This is a genomic window from Allopontixanthobacter sp. (genome assembly GCF_034376665.1).
GTDB lineage: Bacteria > Pseudomonadota > Alphaproteobacteria > Sphingomonadales > Sphingomonadaceae > Allopontixanthobacter.
Genome location: NZ_JAXMJI010000066.1, coordinates 16,551 through 32,469, shown reverse-complemented (window position 1 = coordinate 32,469; position 15,919 = coordinate 16,551). Strand labels below are relative to the sequence as shown.

Annotated in this window: 16 protein-coding genes and 1 pseudogene; 11 read left to right on the top strand and 6 right to left on the bottom strand. The window is 61.1% G+C overall.

The window, feature by feature from the left end; translation table 11 throughout:
• The 3 genes and pseudogenes from ispH to rnhA all read left to right on the top strand — a co-directional run.
• Positions 1-315: pseudogene (ispH, locus tag U0988_RS06975) on the top strand (4-hydroxy-3-methylbut-2-enyl diphosphate reductase); the annotation flags it as partial.
• A gap of 13 nt (positions 316-328) precedes the next feature.
• On the top strand, positions 329-1,333 hold the full coding sequence (gene thrB / locus U0988_RS06970; RefSeq protein ID WP_322291905.1) for a homoserine kinase: 1,005 nt from the start codon (positions 329-331) through the stop codon (positions 1,331-1,333).
• Between the two features lie 15 nt (positions 1,334-1,348).
• A complete protein-coding gene (gene rnhA, locus U0988_RS06965; protein ID WP_322291904.1) occupies positions 1,349-1,804 on the top strand; it encodes a ribonuclease HI in 456 nt (151 codons plus the stop codon).
• 76 nt (positions 1,805-1,880) lie between these two features.
• Here the strand turns inward: rnhA and U0988_RS06960 are convergent, their stop codons facing one another.
• Both U0988_RS06960 and U0988_RS06955 read right to left on the bottom strand, forming a co-directional pair.
• Positions 1,881-2,978: an FAD-dependent oxidoreductase gene (locus tag U0988_RS06960; RefSeq protein ID WP_322291903.1), complete on the bottom strand. Its 1,098-nt coding sequence runs from the start codon at positions 2,976-2,978 to the stop codon at positions 1,881-1,883.
• Between the two features lie 6 nt (positions 2,979-2,984).
• Positions 2,985-3,965: an alpha/beta hydrolase gene (locus tag U0988_RS06955; protein ID WP_322291906.1), complete on the bottom strand. Its 981-nt coding sequence runs from the start codon at positions 3,963-3,965 to the stop codon at positions 2,985-2,987.
• A gap of 135 nt (positions 3,966-4,100) precedes the next feature.
• On the opposite strand from U0988_RS06955, the gene U0988_RS06950 reads away from it, so the two are divergent.
• The 7 genes from U0988_RS06950 (at position 4,101) to U0988_RS06920 (ending at position 11,362) form a co-directional block, all read left to right on the top strand.
• Complete coding sequence (locus tag U0988_RS06950) at positions 4,101-4,598, top strand: A24 family peptidase (RefSeq protein ID WP_322291902.1); 498 nt, start codon at positions 4,101-4,103, stop codon at positions 4,596-4,598.
• A gap of 87 nt (positions 4,599-4,685) precedes the next feature.
• Complete coding sequence (gene cpaB, locus U0988_RS06945) at positions 4,686-5,681, top strand: Flp pilus assembly protein CpaB (protein WP_322291901.1); 996 nt, start codon at positions 4,686-4,688, stop codon at positions 5,679-5,681.
• Between the two features lie 64 nt (positions 5,682-5,745).
• Positions 5,746-7,329, top strand: coding sequence for a type II and III secretion system protein family protein (locus U0988_RS06940; RefSeq protein ID WP_322291900.1), 1,584 nt, complete (start codon positions 5,746-5,748; stop codon positions 7,327-7,329).
• A 14-nt stretch (positions 7,330-7,343) separates the two neighbouring features.
• The gene (locus U0988_RS06935) at positions 7,344-7,988 is read left to right on the top strand and encodes a CpaD family pilus assembly protein (protein ID WP_322291899.1); all 645 of its coding nucleotides are present in this window, start codon (positions 7,344-7,346) and stop codon (positions 7,986-7,988) included.
• Between the two features lie 12 nt (positions 7,989-8,000).
• Positions 8,001-9,281, top strand: coding sequence for a pilus assembly protein CpaE (locus U0988_RS06930; RefSeq protein ID WP_322291898.1), 1,281 nt, complete (start codon positions 8,001-8,003; stop codon positions 9,279-9,281).
• 86 nt (positions 9,282-9,367) lie between these two features.
• Positions 9,368-10,339 carry a type II secretion system F family protein gene (locus U0988_RS06925; protein WP_322291897.1) on the top strand — a complete coding sequence of 324 codons (972 nt, stop codon included), beginning with the start codon at positions 9,368-9,370 and terminating at the stop codon, positions 10,337-10,339.
• Positions 10,340-10,354: 15 nt separating this feature from the next.
• Positions 10,355-11,362, top strand: a complete 1,008-nt coding sequence (locus U0988_RS06920; RefSeq protein ID WP_322291896.1) for a type II secretion system F family protein — start codon at positions 10,355-10,357, stop codon at positions 11,360-11,362.
• A 13-nt stretch (positions 11,363-11,375) separates the two neighbouring features.
• Here U0988_RS06920 and U0988_RS06915 read toward each other — a convergent pair whose 3' ends face one another.
• From U0988_RS06915 to U0988_RS06900, 4 genes are all read right to left on the bottom strand, one after another.
• Positions 11,376-11,882: a MarR family winged helix-turn-helix transcriptional regulator gene (locus U0988_RS06915; protein ID WP_322291895.1), complete on the bottom strand. Its 507-nt coding sequence runs from the start codon at positions 11,880-11,882 to the stop codon at positions 11,376-11,378.
• Positions 11,883-11,950: 68 nt separating this feature from the next.
• Complete coding sequence (locus tag U0988_RS06910) at positions 11,951-12,823, bottom strand: crotonase/enoyl-CoA hydratase family protein (RefSeq protein ID WP_322291894.1); 873 nt, start codon at positions 12,821-12,823, stop codon at positions 11,951-11,953.
• 33 nt (positions 12,824-12,856) lie between these two features.
• On the bottom strand, positions 12,857-13,639 hold the full coding sequence (locus U0988_RS06905; RefSeq protein WP_322291893.1) for an SDR family oxidoreductase: 783 nt from the start codon (positions 13,637-13,639) through the stop codon (positions 12,857-12,859).
• A gap of 42 nt (positions 13,640-13,681) precedes the next feature.
• Positions 13,682-14,854 carry an acetyl-CoA C-acetyltransferase gene (locus U0988_RS06900; protein WP_322291892.1) on the bottom strand — a complete coding sequence of 391 codons (1,173 nt, stop codon included), beginning with the start codon at positions 14,852-14,854 and terminating at the stop codon, positions 13,682-13,684.
• Between the two features lie 181 nt (positions 14,855-15,035).
• On the opposite strand from U0988_RS06900, the gene U0988_RS06895 reads away from it, so the two are divergent.
• Positions 15,036-15,779, top strand: coding sequence for a 2OG-Fe(II) oxygenase (locus U0988_RS06895; protein WP_322291891.1), 744 nt, complete (start codon positions 15,036-15,038; stop codon positions 15,777-15,779).
• The last annotated feature ends 140 nt before the right edge of the window (positions 15,780-15,919 follow it).

Below are 15,919 nucleotides of genomic sequence, written 5' to 3'. Positions count from 1 at the left end.
GTCAAGGAAATTGCACCGGGTAGCGATCTGGTGCTGGTGATCGGTTCGCCCAACAGTTCCAACTCCGTCCGGCTGGTCGAGGTTGCCGAAAAATGCGGTACCGATGCCCGGTTGATCCAGCGCGCCGACGATATCGACCCGGCGTGGCTGGACGGTGTCGGCACAATCGGCCTGACCGCGGGCGCCTCCGCTCCCGAAAAGCTGGTGCGCGAAGTTGTCGAACGACTGTCGCAATGGCGAACGGTGGAAGAGCATACCCTGGTCACTGCGGTGGAAAAGATGGTTTTCAAACTGCCGCGGCAGTTGACCGAATAGGCACGCCCGGCGCGTGGCTGTGTACACCCATCTCGGAGCAGGCGACTTCGCTGCGTTGATCGCCGAATACGATGTCGGGGAACTGGTTTCGGCCAAAGGCATCGCAGAAGGCGTCTCCAACAGCAACTGGCTGATCGAGACAACCGGTTCAGCCGGGGCGCTGGACCCCGCCGGCAAACCGCAGACCCGGTTCATCCTGACGATGTACGAGCGGCGGATCGAACTAGGCGACCTGCCATTCTTCCTTGCCCTGCTCGATCATCTGTCCGCCGCCGGCAGCCCGGTTCCGCGCACCATCCATGACCGTTCCGGCGGAGCTTCGCGGATGCTCGGCGGCAAGGCAGTTGCGATGATCGAATTCCTCCCGGGGGTGTCGATCGACAATCCCACCATGGGGCAGGCCCATGCCGTCGGCGGGGCGCTGGCGGGCATTCATCTCGCTTCCGCAGATTTCATCGCCTCGCGGACCAATGATTTGCGACCGGCGGACTGGCAGTCCCTGTTTGACCAATGCGGTGATCATCTGGACGATATTGATCCTTCCCTGCCCGCCGCGGTGAGCCGGCATATGCCGCGATTGCTGGCGGACTGGCCGGAAGGACTGCCGCGCGGAACGATCCATGCCGATCTGTTTCCCGACAATGTGCTGATGCTGGGCAACCGGGTGACCGGACTGATCGACTTCTATTTCGCCTGCACTGACATCATCGCCTATGATCTGGCGGTAACCCATGCCGCCTGGTGCTTCGACAAGGGCGGCCGGGTATTCAGGCCGGAGATTGGCGAGGCGCTGATCGCAGGCTACGAATCGGTCCGCAGACTGTCCGATGCCGAACGCCGCGCGATGCCGCTCCTGGCGCAAGGTGCTGCGATGCGGTTTGCCGCGACGCGGTCATTCGACTGGATCAACACCCCCGGCGACGCGTTGGTGGAACGAAAGGACCCGGTAGATTTCATCAGGCGACTGGAATTCTACGCCCGCCATGGTCACGACATCTTCCCCTCGACCCCGGCTTGAGGCAAGGTTCCGGCAATGAAACACGTAGAGATTTTCACTGACGGTGCCTGCAAGGGCAACCCCGGCCCCGGCGGCTGGGGCGCATTGCTGCGCATGGGCAAGCACGAGAAGGAACTGGCGGGATCCGAACCGGACACCACCAACAACCGGATGGAGATGACCGCCGTCATCAGGGCCTTGAACGCCCTGATCGAACCCTGCGCGATCGATCTTTATACCGACAGCAAATATGTGCTCGACGGCATGACCAAATGGATCTCCGGCTGGCAGCGCAACGGCTGGAAAACTGCCAGTAAGAAGCCAGTCCGCAACGAGGATCTGTGGCACGAACTGATCGAGGCTGTGAAGCATCACCAAGTCGAATGGCACTGGGTCAAGGGCCATAATGGCCATCCCGAAAACGACCGGGTCGACCGCCTGGCCAGCGACGCCGCCGATCAGGCTCAAGCCGCCGCAGCAAGCATTTTGTAAATTCGCGGCGAGATAGCAATCTGCCCCTTCGACGTACTTCTTATGCCACCCGACCAAGGCGCATTACCTAAACAAATTAGCAGAATCGGGCGGGAGAATATTTGGTAGGGTCCAGCCCGCTCGTCATCGCATCTTGCGGCAAGTTCCGGATGATTTGCGCTCCCAGCCGCGCCGCTGCGGGGGCCGTCTGGATGCCATACCCGCCCTGGCCTGCAAACCAGAAAAAATCCGGTTGGCGCGCGTCGAAGCCGTAAACCGGAAGACGATCCGGGGCAAAGCTGCGCAGCCCGGCCCATTTGTGTTCGACATGTTCGACGCGCCAATCCGTAACCTGTTCAAGGCGTTCGATTGCGGTGGCAACGTCCATTTCATCGGGCGCGGCATCACACGGCGGCGAAGGGTGTTCGTCATGTGGACTGAGCCACAGCCGCCCGCTCTCCCCGCGGAAATAGAATTTGCCTGATATGTCCAGCACCAGCGGCAAATCCTTGGGCGGCGGCGGGTCCACTCGCAGCTGGGCCACTGTCCGCCGCAGGGGTGCGATCCCGAGCGGCAGCACGCCGGCGATTTCCGCGACCCCATCCGCCCAGGCACCGGCGGCATTGATCAAGGTGCCTGCAAGGAATTCCGCGCCGGCGGTGGTCTTCAGCAGCCACCCGTCGGCGCTGTGCCGCGCTTCGGCCAGCTGCGCACGCATCACCAGTTTTGCCCCGCTTTTGCGCATCATGCCGAGATAATGCGCATGCAGACCTGCAACGTCGATGTCGGCGCAGACGGGTTCCCAGACCCCGCCCGTCCACTGCGGCTTCAGTCCGGGCACCCGCGCAGCGACCTCTGCCGCATCCAGCCGTTCGATGGTCGCTCCGGTTCCGGCAAACCGCTGCATGAAATCATCGAGCAGCCCCGCGTCCCGGTCTCGCCCGATATACAGCGCCCCGATCGGGGACAGGAAGCCATGGCTGCGAAGATAGGGGCCTGAGGCAAGCGTCAGCGGAACAATGTCGGGACCACCATAGCATTCCTCCCAGAATGCAGCGGACCGCCCCGTCGCGTGGTAACCCGGCCGGTCCTCCGCCTCCAGCACCAGCACACGCGAGTCGCTGCCAAGTTCGGCGGCGAGGCTCGTCCCCGCCATTCCGGCGCCGATTACGGCATATTCATATCTCTCAGCCAATATCGCCTAACTCCGTTCCGCCGGTCCGTCGACCTCGGGGGGTGCCTTCCGATCAAGGAAATCCGCGATTGCCGCCATGACCCGGTCGCGGACGGGATCGACTTCCCGCAGCACCTCGTGGCGGGCTTCGCTACCCAGTTTCAACAGCTCCGCCTTCGGCAGACGCTTTGCGGCGCGTTCGATCGAGCTGATATCGACCAGCCTGTCATTAGCGGCACCGATCAGCAGAACAGGCGTGTCGACCGCTTCGAGGACTCCAGGCCGGTCAAGCCCGCGGATGGAGGCATAGCTGCGCTCGACCCAGCCCCAGCTGCCGGGGCCCATGACCAGCTCGGGCCGCTGCTGACGCCACCATAGTTCGTCATCGTAACGGTCCCGGTCATGGGTGAGCAGATCGATCCGGCCGGCCGGAACCTCGCCCGGCTTTTCGCTCCATTTCCAGGCGGGGCGCGTGCGGTCGCCCATCCGGGCCATCAGCTTTGCAGCGCCGTGCATGACGGGGAGCGGCAGCACGGTACCGACAAATCCCAGCATTGGAGCCGACAGGACCACTGCGTCGGGATCGAGCCTGCGTTCCGCCACTGCCCGCAGCACCAGATGACCGCCCATCGAATGCCCGGCGATGACATGCGGGCCGGGTGTCGACGCTTTCCACTCGGTCCAGAAGGCCGCGATATCGTCGATCCAGGCTGAGAAATCACCGACGTGTCCGGTAACCGGGTCATTGCCCAGCCTCCCCGAACCCGCCTGCCCGCGCCAGTCGGCGGCAGTCACCCGCCAGCCCGCGCGGTGCCATTGTTCCAGCGTTTCTAGGTATTTTTCGTAAGCATCCCCCCGTCCGGGCAGAAACAGGATCGAACCGCGCGGGGTGCCGACGTCCGCCACTGCGCCGGACGGCCAGTCGATCCGGCGGATCCGGTGCCCGTCGGGCGCGGACCATGTGCTCTCGGATGCACTGGGGGGGATCACACGGCGATCGATCCGCATCGGTCCGGCGCCAGGGTTCACCGCAGATGTATCGAATTGGCTAATGTTAACCTCCAGCGGTTGGTTACTATTTGGTAAGCCATCGTCTGTAGCAAGGGCTTCCAGGGGTTGGGCATAGGGATTTTGGGGGCTTCAGTGTTGAGCGAATATTTCCACTACGGATTGCTGATAGCCTTGGCAATCGCGCTGCTGGTCGCAGCGTTTACCGACATCCGGCGGCGCCAGATCGACAATTGGCTGAACGCCGGCATTGCGCTCGGCGCGCCGCTGTTCTGGTGGAGCAGCGGGCTGTCGCTATGGCCCGATGTCGCCCTGCACCTTGGGGTGGCGCTGGCCGCATTCGCAATCCTGGCAGGCCTGTTCGCGCTGCGTATGATGGGCGGCGGCGATGTCAAGCTGCTCACTGCGCTTGCTCTCTGGGTCAAGCCCGACTGGTTTCTCGAACTGCTGATCATCATGGCGCTGCTCGGCGGCGCTCTGACCGTCGTAATGGGTGCGTGGCATGTCGCCCGCCGCCAGCGCGGCCGGCTGGCCATACCGTATGGTGTCGCAATCTCCGCTGCCGGCCTGTGGGTCATTGGCGTTCACTACCTGCCCGCTGCCGGAACCGCCGTAAGCGGACCGGTGGGGTAAACCTGATTTTAACCAACGTCACGTAACTACCAGTAACACCACGCCCAGACGACTTTTCTGCGGGCCGAATGAGGGGGCTTAACAGCCATGGATAGGAAGAAACTCGCTTTATTGCTCGTCGCACTGATCATCGCGGTCGGCACGGCACTGGCAGCACGGAGCATGTTCGCCGGGAATTCTGCACCCACTGCCGCAGCGGCAGCGGTGCCAGAGGGTCCCAAGGTTCTGGTGGCGCAGCGCGCGCTCCCCGTCGGTACGATCATCACCGCAGATTCGATCAGCTTCCAGCAATGGCCGGAAGAAATGGTCCAGGACGCATACTTCCTGGACGGCGAATCCGACATCACCCAGCTGCTCGGCACCGTGGTCCGCTACCAAATCTCTGCCGGCGAGCCGGTTACCCAGGGTTCGCTGGTGGCCCCTGGAGATCGTGGCTTCCTCGCCGCGGCTCTCGGGCCGGGCATGCGGGCTGTGACTGTCCCCGTCTCCGCGAAAACCGGTGTTGCGGGCTTTGTGTTCCCGGGCGACCGGGTGGACATCGTGCTTACGCAATCGGTCAAGGGCGAGGGCAGCGATCTGAAGGCGGCGGAAACTTTCCTGCGCAATCTGCGCGTTCTGGCAACCGATCAATCGGCGACCCAGGAAACGGAAGAAGGCAAGACAGTCGTAAAGGAATTCCGCACGGTTACTGTGGAAGTTACCCCGAAAATGGCCGAAAAGATCGCGGTTGCACAGACCATCGGTACGCTCAGCCTGTCGCTTCGCTCGATTGCGGACAACCAGGCCGAACTCGACCGGGCGATTGCTGCGGGGGACATCAAGGTTCCTGACAACGCCACCCCGGAAGAAGAAGAAAAGCTGCTGGCACAGGCCATGTCCCGTCCAAACGACAAGGGTTCGACCTTTGTCACTGGCAGCGACGTATCGCGGTTCCAGCGCCGGACGATGCCCGCCACGGATTCTCCCAGGCAGGCCAGTGCGCCGGCTTATGTAACGCCGGGCCAACCTGCAGCGCCGACGGGCCCGATGGTTCGGGTGACACGCGGCAAGACCACGGTCGAAGTTCCGGTTGGAAGGAACTGAGATGAGCCACGCAATCAAAACTTACGCCCGCCACATGACTGGCACGAATTCGAGGGGCAAATCCATGAAACGCCGTCTGACAGCTACACTGCTGCTTTCCGCCATCGCTGTCGCGCCGCTTGCCGGTGGGACCAGCGGCATCGGGGCAGGGATCGCAAACGCCCAGTCCATTCGCAGCCCGGCACAGAGCATCGTCCTGTCGATCGGTCGCGGTGAATTGATCAATGTCCCAGGCACGATGGCCGACGTCTTTGTTGCCAATGACGAGATTGCCGATGTGCAGGTGAAATCGCAGAGCCAGCTTTATGTGTTTGGCAAGGCCGGCGGCGAAACGACCGTCTACGCCAGCAACGCAGCTGGCGATATCGTCTGGTCCGCCAACGTCCGGGTCGGTTCGAACCTGGACAGCGTTGACCAGATGTTGAACATGGCCATGCCCGAAGCAAGGATTTCGGTTTCCACCATGGGCACCAACACGGTCCTGCTTACCGGCATCGTCGCAGCACCGGAAGATGCCGCCGAAGCCGAACGGCTGGTCCAGGCTTTCGTTGGCGAAGACAGCAATGTCATCAGCCGCCTGAAAATGGCCACACCTTTGCAGGTCAATCTGCAGGTCCGGTTTGCCGAAGTCAGCCGGACACTTGTTCGCACCATCGGGGCCAATCTGGTCAGCGCCGACAGCACCAGCGGCTTCAAGTTTGGGATTGGACAAGGTCGCGGGGCGATCAAGCAATTCTCTCCGGGTGGCCCGCTCGGCACTGGGGTAACCGCTGGAGATGAGGGAACATCGGTCGTCACTTCCAGTGCAATCGGTTCCACGATTGCCGGGTTTGGCCGGTTCCTGGGCCTCGACCTTGGCGCCGCTCTGGATCTGGCGGAGACAGAAGGATTGGTGACGACCTTGTCCCAGCCCAACCTGACCGCACTTTCCGGCGAAACGGCTGATTTCCTCGCTGGCGGTGAATTTCCGATCCCCAGCAGCGGCGGCCTCGGCACCACCACGATCGAATATCGCAAATTCGGGGTCAGCCTTGCCTATACACCTACGGTTCTGGCCAATGGCCGGATTTCGATCCGGGTCCGCCCGGAAGTATCCGAATTGTCCGCCCAGGGCGCGGTGACCGTCAATGGCTTCACCATCCCCGCACTGACTGTCCGGCGCGCAGAAACGACGGTGGAGCTCGGCTCCGGCCAGAGCTTCATGATCGCCGGATTGATGAGCAATAACGCCCAGAATTCGATCGAAAAGACGCCAGGCCTCGGTGATACGCCGATCCTGGGCAATCTGTTCCGTTCGCGTTCGTTCCGCCGCGGCGAGACCGAACTGGTCATCATCGTGACGCCCTATCTGGTCAAGCCCGTGGATGCGAGCGAGATCAAATTGCCGACCGACGGATTCCGTACGGCAACCGAACTGCAAAGCCTGATCGGTTACCGGGAAAATGACGGTGTCAGTGGGGCCTCGCGCCCGGTACCAACGGTCAAGGAAGGCACTGCGCCGCCGCCATCAATGTCGCAGTATGATCCTGCCGCTGTGGTGCCGGGTTCGCAGACTGAAGAACGCACTGCCGAAGCCAGCAGCCCCAAACGCAACAAGGAACGCACCGCCGACGCTGTCGCTGCCGTTCCCGGCTTCAGCCTCAAGTGAGAAAGGTGAACACAATGCCCATTGCATCACATCGCAAACTAGCTGGCGTTCTCGCCCTCTCGCTCGGGATCACCCTCAGCGCCTGTGGCGGAATGCCCACCAATCGCGGGCTTGAAAGCATGCGTCAACCGGTTGTCGAACGGACCAATTACACGTTCGATGTCCAGGCCGGAGCAGGTGGATTGTCCATCCCCGAACAGCAGCGGCTGGCCGCCTGGTTTCAATCGATGGACCTGCGCTACGGCGACCGGATTTCGATCGATGATCCGATGATGAGCAGCGCCACCCGCGATGCCATCAGCAAGCTGGCTGGTCGCCACGGAATTCTGGTCGAAGAAGGTGCGCCGGTCACGGCGGGCTATATCGAACCGGGGGCTGCGCGCGTGGTCATCACTCGGTCCAGTGCTTCGGTACCCGGCTGTCCCGATTGGGAAGAAAAATCCGACATGAATTACAACAACGCTACGCATGCTGGATATGGCTGCGCCATTAATGGCAATCTTGCAGCGATGGTGGCCAATCCGGAAGACCTGATCACAGGTCAGAAGGGCACCGGCGAAACAGTCGTTACCACGTCGACCAAGGCTATTGCCAGCTATCGCGTCCAGGCACCAACGGGTCAGGCCGGTCTCAAAGAGACCGCCACAGGCGAAGAATAAGGGGAAATTTCAATGAACGCTCCATGGAAACCTGGCGCTGCCGGCAACCGAGATCCCTTCGCCGCTTTCATCTGCGATGAAGCCGCGCTGGATGTCCTGCGACCGGTCGTGATCGAACTGGGCTGGCAACCGGAAAAATGCAACAAGGGCGGTCTGCGCAATGCAGTCCAGTCGCTCTCGGTCGCGGCCAGCCCGAACATCCTGATGGTCGATCTGTCCGAAAGCGGCGATCCGCTCAACGATATCAACGCCCTTGCCGAGGTTTGCGAGCCCGGCACGGTGGTGATCGCCATCGGCCAGGTAAATGATGTGCGGCTGTACCGGGACCTTCTGGGCAGCGGGATTCACGATTACCTGCTGAAGCCGCTTTCCGCGGGACATCTGCGGGAAACCCTCGCCCAGGCGCAGGCGGTCTTCTCCTCGCCGAAGACAAATGATCCCAATGCGGCCAAGCGGCACATTTCGACCGCTGTTGTCGGGACTCGCGGCGGTGTTGGTGCCTCCACGCTGGCAACCTCGCTTGCATGGTTGTTCAGCACCGATCACAAAATGCCAACGGCCTTGCTCGATCTCGACGTTCACTTCGGAACCGGCGCGCTGGCGCTGGATCTGGAACCGGGCCGCGGCCTGACCGATGCGATCGACAATCCCAGCCGGATCGACGGCCTGTTCATCGAACGCGCCATGATCCGGGCGAACGATAATCTGGCGATCCTGTCGGCAGAAGCACCGATCAATTCACCGCTCATGACCGATGGATCGGCATTCGTGCAACTGGAGGAAGAGTTCCGCCAGGCATTCGAAATGACCGTGATCGACCTGCCGCGCAACATGCTGATCAATTTCCCGCACTTGCTGGCAGATGTGAACGTGATCGTCCTGGCGACCGAGATGACGCTGGCTTCCGCCCGCGATACCATCCGGATCCTCTCCTGGCTGAAATCCAACGCTGCCCATGCACGTCCCGTGATTGTGGCCAACAAGGTCCAGTCTGGAATCATGGAAATCAGCAAGGCCGATTTTGAGGCGTCGATCGAACGCAAGATCGATTTCTCCATCCCCTATGACGCGAAAGCTGCGGCCAACGCAGCCAAGCTGGGTCAAACCTTTGTGGATGCCAATCGCTCGAGCAAATCGAGCAGCGTCATCCGCCAGGTGGGCGATTATATCCTCGGTTCCAGTGACGAGCTGGCCGAAACCGAAAAGCCCGAGAAGAAGAGCCTGCTAGGCAATTTCGACCTCAAGTCCTTGCTGGCGAAGAAGCAGAAGAAAACATCGGTTTCTGCCGAGTAATCCGATGTCGGGGTTGCCCGGCCGTAAGGGTCGGGCAGCTACCCCCGTCCAATTTTAGTGATGTGTAGGAAAGGCTGGACAAAAACATGAGCATTTTACAGCTCCTGCTGGTTGTCTGCGGAATGATGACCTTGATGGCCATCGGCTATTTTTTGTTGGCCGGGCCGTCAGTTAGCAAAGCCAGCCAGCGCAGGCTCGATGCCGTGCGCTATCGCCATTCCGAAAGCACCAACACCAAGGTTGAATCGCAGCTCAAGAAGGCGATCGCATCGCGCAAGCCCAAAGCTTTCAAGGTCGCGGGCTCCGGCTCACGCGGCGAAGCGCTCGCCAATCGGCTCGACCGGTCCGGCAAGACATGGACAGTTTCGCAATATCTTTACAGCTCGCTTGGCCTGGGCTTGGCCATTGCTGTACTGGTATTTCTCCAGTCGGGCGCAGCCATGCTCGCCTTGGGCCTCGGCTTGGTAGTCGGCGCGGGCCTTCCGCACATGGTGGTCAATTTCCACATCAACAAGCGCACCAACCAGTTCAATACCAAATTCCCCGATGCGATCGACTTGCTCGTTCGGGGCCTGCGTTCGGGGCTGCCGGTGACCGAAACCCTGGGCGTTGTCGCACAGGAAGTGCCCGGCCCTGTGGGCGCTGAATTCAAAGGCGTGGTCGAACGGATCAGGATTGGCCGTACGATGGAGGAATCCCTCCAGGAAACCGCCGACCGTATGGCGATCCCGGAATTCAATTTTTTCGTGATTACCCTGGCCATCCAGCGCGAAACCGGGGGCAATCTGGCTGAAACGCTGTCCAACCTGGGCGATGTATTGCGCAAACGAGCGCAAATGAAGCTCAAAATCCGGGCCATGAGCTCGGAATCCAAGGCCTCTGCCTACATTGTGGGTGCCCTGCCCTTCATCGTGTTCGGCATGATCTGGTGGATCAACCCGACGTACATCGGGACATTTTTCGTTGACGAGCGCCTGATGGTCATCGGGATGGGCGGCGCAGTCTGGATGTCTATGGGGGCGTTCATCATGGCCAAGATGGTCAGCTTCGAGATCTGAGCGAGGAACAAGACAATGATCAACACCCCGCCTGGACCAACACTGCTCGGCTTCGATGTAATTTTCGTCGGTACGATCCTGGCCGGTGTCGCTGCACTGGCCGTCATCCTGGCGATCTATGCTGCCGTCACCGTCAGAGATCCTATGGCCAGCCGTTTGAAGGCACTCAATGCACGCCGCGACGAGCTGAAAGCCGGTATTGTCAAGGCAAACACCAGGAAGCGCAGCAGCCTGATCCACAAGACCGAGGGCACCGAGCGCGTGAAAGACACGCTCGCGGGCTTGAAAGTCCTGCAGCAAAGCCAGATCGAAGCGGTTCAGCAAAAACTGGCCCACGCCGGTATCCGTAACAAGGAACTGGCCGTGGTGGTAATTATGGCGCGGCTGGTCTTGCCAATCGTGCTGGGCAGCATTGCGGCGTATGCCTTCTATGTGTCCGACATGTTTCCCGAATGGGGCAGCTTCAAACGTTTTGCCGGCTTCGCGGTCGCGCTTCTGGCTGGCTACAAAGGCCCTGAAGTGTTCCTTCAGAACAAGGCCAAAAAACGCACCGATCTGGTCCGCAAGGGTTTGCCCGACGCGCTCGACCTGCTGGTCATCTGCGCCGAAGCCGGTTTGACCGTCGATGCCGCGTTCAACCGAGTCGCCAAGGAACTTGGCCGTGCCTATCCTGAACTGGGTGACGAATTCGCCCTCACCGCAATCGAACTGTCGTTCCTGACGGAGCGCAAGATGGCGTTCAACAATCTCGCCTACCGGGTCGATCTCGAATCGGTAAAAGGGGTGGTGACCACCATGGTCCAGACCGAACGCTACGGTACCCCGCTGGCGTCGGCACTACGCGTCCTTTCTGCCGAATTCCGCAATGAACGAATGATGCGCGCCGAAGAAAAGGCCGCGCGCCTGCCCGCGATCATGACCATTCCGCTGATCTTGTTCATCCTTCCGGTGTTGTTCATCGTGATCCTTGGACCAGCGGCCTGTTCGATCAGCGACGCTTTCGCGGACGGTCCACCCGAATAGAGGGCGTCCGCCCTTACGACCTGACCGAAGATGATCGGGCCCCGCCATTGCCTGCTGTGATGGCGGGGCCAATCTCGTCCGATTGGTCGCGCAGGCGCCTCAACAACGAAATGAAGACCCCGCGTTCGGCTTCATCGAGCGGTTCCAGCAATCGGTTTTCCATTGCCCGGGCCATCGGCACAATCCGGTCGTGCACCTTCCGGCCTGCGTCAGTCAGGGCCAGCAGGTGGGATCGGCCGTCATCGGCATTTGCCATGCGGCTGATCAGGACGCGTCCCTCCAGCACCTTGCATGCCCGGTTGACCGCGACCTTATCCATCAGGGTAAGATCAGTCAGGCTTCTCTGGGTCAGCGGTCCGCTGTCACCCAGCACCGCCATCACCCGCCATTCGGTAACTCTCAGGCCGAATTCGCTGCGATATACTTCGGCAATCCGATTGCTGACCGCGTTCGAAGTAATCGAAAGCTGGTAGGGCAGAAAGTCGGCAAGGCTCAAAGCCGCGGAAGCTTTATCTGACATTTTCTGAATTCCTACCTAAACCGGCCTGGAACACAAGACGCCGGATCAGCAGCGGGCTGGATTATTGGTTATTCGAAGCCAGGTTCGTCCCACCAAGGGTAGAAGTCCGGCATATCGCGCGATATCTTGCCCGGAAATTCGGGACGCCGCTTTTCGAGGAAGCTCTGGATGCCCTCGCGTGCATCAGCGCCTTTGGACAAGCGGAAGATCGAGCGGCTATCGACCCGGTGTGCCACCATCGGGTGTTCCGCAGACGACAGCCGCCACAGCATCGCGCGCGTCATGGCAACCGATACGGCACTGGTGTTATCCGCGATTTCGAGCGCTAGGGTTTGCGCCGCATCCATCAGTTCCGCTGCGGGATGGACCGACCGGACCAGTCCCCCGCGCAGCGCCTCCTCCGCATCGAACACGCGGCCGGTCATGCACCATTCCAGCGCCTGCGAAATTCCCACGATCTTGGGCAGGAACCAGCTTGAACACGCCTCGGGCACGATACCGCGCCGGGCAAAGACAAAGCCGTAACGTGCGCTATCCGCCGCCAGCCGGAAATCCATCGCCAGTTGCATGGTCGCACCCACGCCCACTGCCACTCCGTTGCAGGCGCAGATTAGCGGTTTGGTGGATTGAAACAGCCGCAAAGCCAGCCGCCCGCCCCCGTCGCGCACGCTGTCATCCGACAGATCCTCGACCGGTGCATCGCTGGAAAACGGCCCTCCTCCGCCTTCCGGCGTCAGGTCGGCTCCCGCGCAAAAGGCCTGGTCGCCCGCACCGGTAAAGATCACCGCCCGAACCGCGTCGTCGCCGTCCGCCAGATCCATCGCCGCGCAGATTTCCCGCATCATGTGACGGGTGTAGGCGTTCATCTTCTCCGGACGGTTGAGCGTGATAGTCGCGACGGGGCCCTCGACCTCATATCGGATCTGGCTGAAATCGCCCATCACGCTCTCCTCGTCATCGTCGATTCGCCCCGATCAGCGCGGGGCCATCCGGATGCCGCCGTCGAGACGCACATCCTCGCCATTGAAGTAGCCGTTGCCGATCATCGCCAGCGCCAGCTGCGCATATTCTTCGGGATAGCCGAGCCGCTTTGGGAACGGTACCGAAGCCGCCAGCGCATCCTTCACCGCATCGGGCGCGGCGTTCATCAGCGGGGTGTTGAAAATGCCCGGCAGGATGGTGTTCACCCGAATGCCTTCGCTCATCAGGTCGCGCGCGATCGGCAAGGTCATGCCAACCACCCCGCCCTTCGACGCGGCATAGGCAGCCTGACCCATCTGGCCATCTTCGGCGGCGACACTGGCGGTGTTCACAATTGCCCCGCGCGCGCCATCTTCCAGCGGATCGAGCGTCAGCATTCCGGCCGCCGATTTGGCAATGCAGCGGAATGTCCCGACCAGGTTGATCTGGATGATGAAATTGAACGCATCGAGCGGGAAGTGCTTGATCGAACCATCGGTCTTGGACCGGCTGGCCGTCTTGATTGCATTGCCGACGCCTGCGCAATTGACCAGGATACGCTCCTGTCCATGCGCCTCGCGTGCTTTAGCAAAGCCGGCATCGACAGAGGCATCATCGGTGACATTCACTTCGCAGAAAATGCCGCCGATTTCCTCGGCAACCTTCTTGCCCTTTTCTTCCTGCAGATCGAAGATCGCGACCTTGACGCCCTGGGCCGCCAGTGCCCGCGCGGTGGCTTCACCCAGGCCAGATGCAGCGCCGGTGACGACTGCGGCGGTATTGCTATTCAAAAACATCTTCTGAAATCCTCTTGTGTACTGGCTCTATTATGGGCCGCTCTAAAGTGCTTCGACGATGGTGACGTTGGCAACACCGCCGCCTTCGCACATCGTCTGCAAACCATAGCGTTTTCCGCGTGCTTTCAGCGCATGGAGCAAGGTGGCCATCAATTTGGTGCCCGACGCGCCGAGCGGATGGCCCAGCGCAATCGCACCGCCATTGACGTTCAGCTTCGCCGGATCGGCCCCGGTGTGCTTGAGCCACGCCAAGGGGACGCAGGCAAACGCCTCGTTCACTTCGAACAGGTCGATGTCATTGATCGACAGTCCGGCCCGCTGCAAGGCGCGGTCGGTGGCGAACAGGGGTTCTTCCAGCATGATCACCGGATCGCCCGCTGTCACGGTCAGATTGTGGATCCGCGCCATCGGGGTAAGCCCATGTTCCCGCAGCATTTTTTCCGACACGATCAGCGCCGCGCTGGACCCGTCGCAGATCTGGCTGGAGGATGCCGCGGTGAGCCGACCATTTTCGCTCAGCAGCTTGACCGATGCGATGCTTTCCAAAGTTGCGTCGAAGCGGATGCCCTCGTCCACGGTGTGCTGCTGCTCGCCATCAGGCGTGTTGATAGTGATCGGCACGATTTCCGCATCGAACGCGCCCGCCTGTGTGGCGGCGATTGCGCGGCGGTGGCTTTCATAGGCAAACCGGTCGAGATCGTCCTTGGTCAGCCCGTGCTTGTCGACGATCATCTCCGCGCCCATGAACTGGGACCACATGATGCCGGGGTATTTTTCCTCCAGACCGGGTGACTTATACGTCCCCAGCCCTTCCTTCATGTGGAAGCTGGCGGTAGAGCCCATCGGCACCCGGCTCATGCTTTCGACTCCGGCGGCGATCACCATATCCTGCGTGCCCGACATCACCGCCTGCGCAGCGAACTGGATCGCCTGCTGGGACGATCCGCACTGCCGATCAATCGTCACGGCGGGAGTGGATTCGGGGAGCAATTTGCTCGCCAGCACGGCGTTGCGCCCGACCTGCATGGCCTGTTCGCCGCCCTGGCTGACGCAGCCCATGATGACATCTTCCACTGCGCCCGGATCAATGCCGGTGCGCCCCACCAGCGCATCGAGCGATGCCGCCGCCAGATCGACCGGATGCACCCCGGCCAGCCGCCCACCGCGGCGCCCGCCGGCAGTTCGGACAGCGTCGACGATATAGGCGGTGGTCATGGCGATTTCTCCGAAAGGCTCTCGAGGATGCAAATTTTCCAATTCGGTAGGGCGGGGCTTTATGGCAGTCAAGCTGGGCAAAGCGCAGACAAGCTGCACATCCGACCACTTGCCATTCTCCAGTACACGGCTGTAGGAACATGGCCAGATTTTCGAAAAGCGAGTTCGTCTCCCACCCGCCATGGCTAAAAAACTGTTCGAAATTAACCCGCACCTCGATCGCCGTGCATTGGCGGAGGAGTTTGCTGCAAATTCGCGAGTCCAGATACGGGATGTTCTGACCGAGGAAACGGCGCAGGAAATTCGCGCCGTTCTTGCGAGCGCCACACCATGGGGCATCGCGGCACAAGCTGGAATCGCCAATCCGCCGGGTCCGCAGTCGTTGCGGGCCAATGATGTCGCCACCACAGGGGGACGTGCCAGAATACAGGAGCTGGCGACGGCCAGTTTTCGCGCCGTCGGAACAGGCGACTATGGCTTTCTTTATGGCCACTACCCCATGGTGGAAGGCTATCTTGGAAAGTGGAACGAAGACGGACCCCACGATATTCTGCTGGAATATCTGAATACACCGGAATTTCTTTCGCTCGCCGCTGAAGTAACGGGGGAGACCGGACTGGTGAAGGCAGACGGAAACGCAACGCTGTTCGGGCCGCAAAATTTCCTTGCGTTTCATATCGACAGCCACGTCGCGGAAGGTTGGCGCGTCGCCTATGTGTTGAATATGACCATTGACGAATGGAAGCCCGACTGGGGCGGCTATCTCAATTTCTTCAATGAAGATGGCGACATAGTCCAGGGGTTCCGCCCGCGTTTCAATTCGCTGAACTTGTTCACCGTGCCGCAACCGCATTCGGTGGGCTTTGTACCACAGTTCGCGCCCGTCGGCCGCTATGCCATTTCGGGCTGGTTGCGGGACCGGTGAACGCATCAGGGCACAGGAAATGAGCGCAGTTCCTGCAGATCAATGGCGGGCGAAGGCTCAGGTTGCCCGCCAGGCGGGGGACGTCGCCGGTGCGCTCGCAATCCTGGAGCAAGGAGTGGCAGCCCTTCCCGCTGACGCGG

Coding starts and splice junctions, on each gene's coding strand:
- U0988_RS06925 (WP_322291897.1), top strand. CDS start 9,368: ATGAGCATTTTACAGCTCCTGCTGGTTGTCTGCGGAATGATGACCTTG.
- U0988_RS06920 (WP_322291896.1), top strand. CDS start 10,355: ATGATCAACACCCCGCCTGGACCAACACTGCTCGGCTTCGATGTAATT.
- U0988_RS06900 (WP_322291892.1), bottom strand. CDS start 14,854: ATGACCACCGCCTATATCGTCGACGCTGTCCGAACTGCCGGCGGGCGC.
- cpaB (WP_322291901.1), top strand. CDS start 4,686: ATGGATAGGAAGAAACTCGCTTTATTGCTCGTCGCACTGATCATCGCG.
- U0988_RS06940 (WP_322291900.1), top strand. CDS start 5,746: ATGAAACGCCGTCTGACAGCTACACTGCTGCTTTCCGCCATCGCTGTC.
- U0988_RS06905 (WP_322291893.1), bottom strand. CDS start 13,639: ATGTTTTTGAATAGCAATACCGCCGCAGTCGTCACCGGCGCTGCATCT.
- rnhA (WP_322291904.1), top strand. CDS start 1,349: ATGAAACACGTAGAGATTTTCACTGACGGTGCCTGCAAGGGCAACCCC.
- U0988_RS06910 (WP_322291894.1), bottom strand. CDS start 12,823: ATGGGCGATTTCAGCCAGATCCGATATGAGGTCGAGGGCCCCGTCGCG.
- U0988_RS06915 (WP_322291895.1), bottom strand. CDS start 11,882: ATGTCAGATAAAGCTTCCGCGGCTTTGAGCCTTGCCGACTTTCTGCCC.
- U0988_RS06935 (WP_322291899.1), top strand. CDS start 7,344: ATGCCCATTGCATCACATCGCAAACTAGCTGGCGTTCTCGCCCTCTCG.
- U0988_RS06895 (WP_322291891.1), top strand. CDS start 15,036: ATGGCTAAAAAACTGTTCGAAATTAACCCGCACCTCGATCGCCGTGCA.
- U0988_RS06955 (WP_322291906.1), bottom strand. CDS start 3,965: ATGCGGATCGATCGCCGTGTGATCCCCCCCAGTGCATCCGAGAGCACA.
- U0988_RS06930 (WP_322291898.1), top strand. CDS start 8,001: ATGAACGCTCCATGGAAACCTGGCGCTGCCGGCAACCGAGATCCCTTC.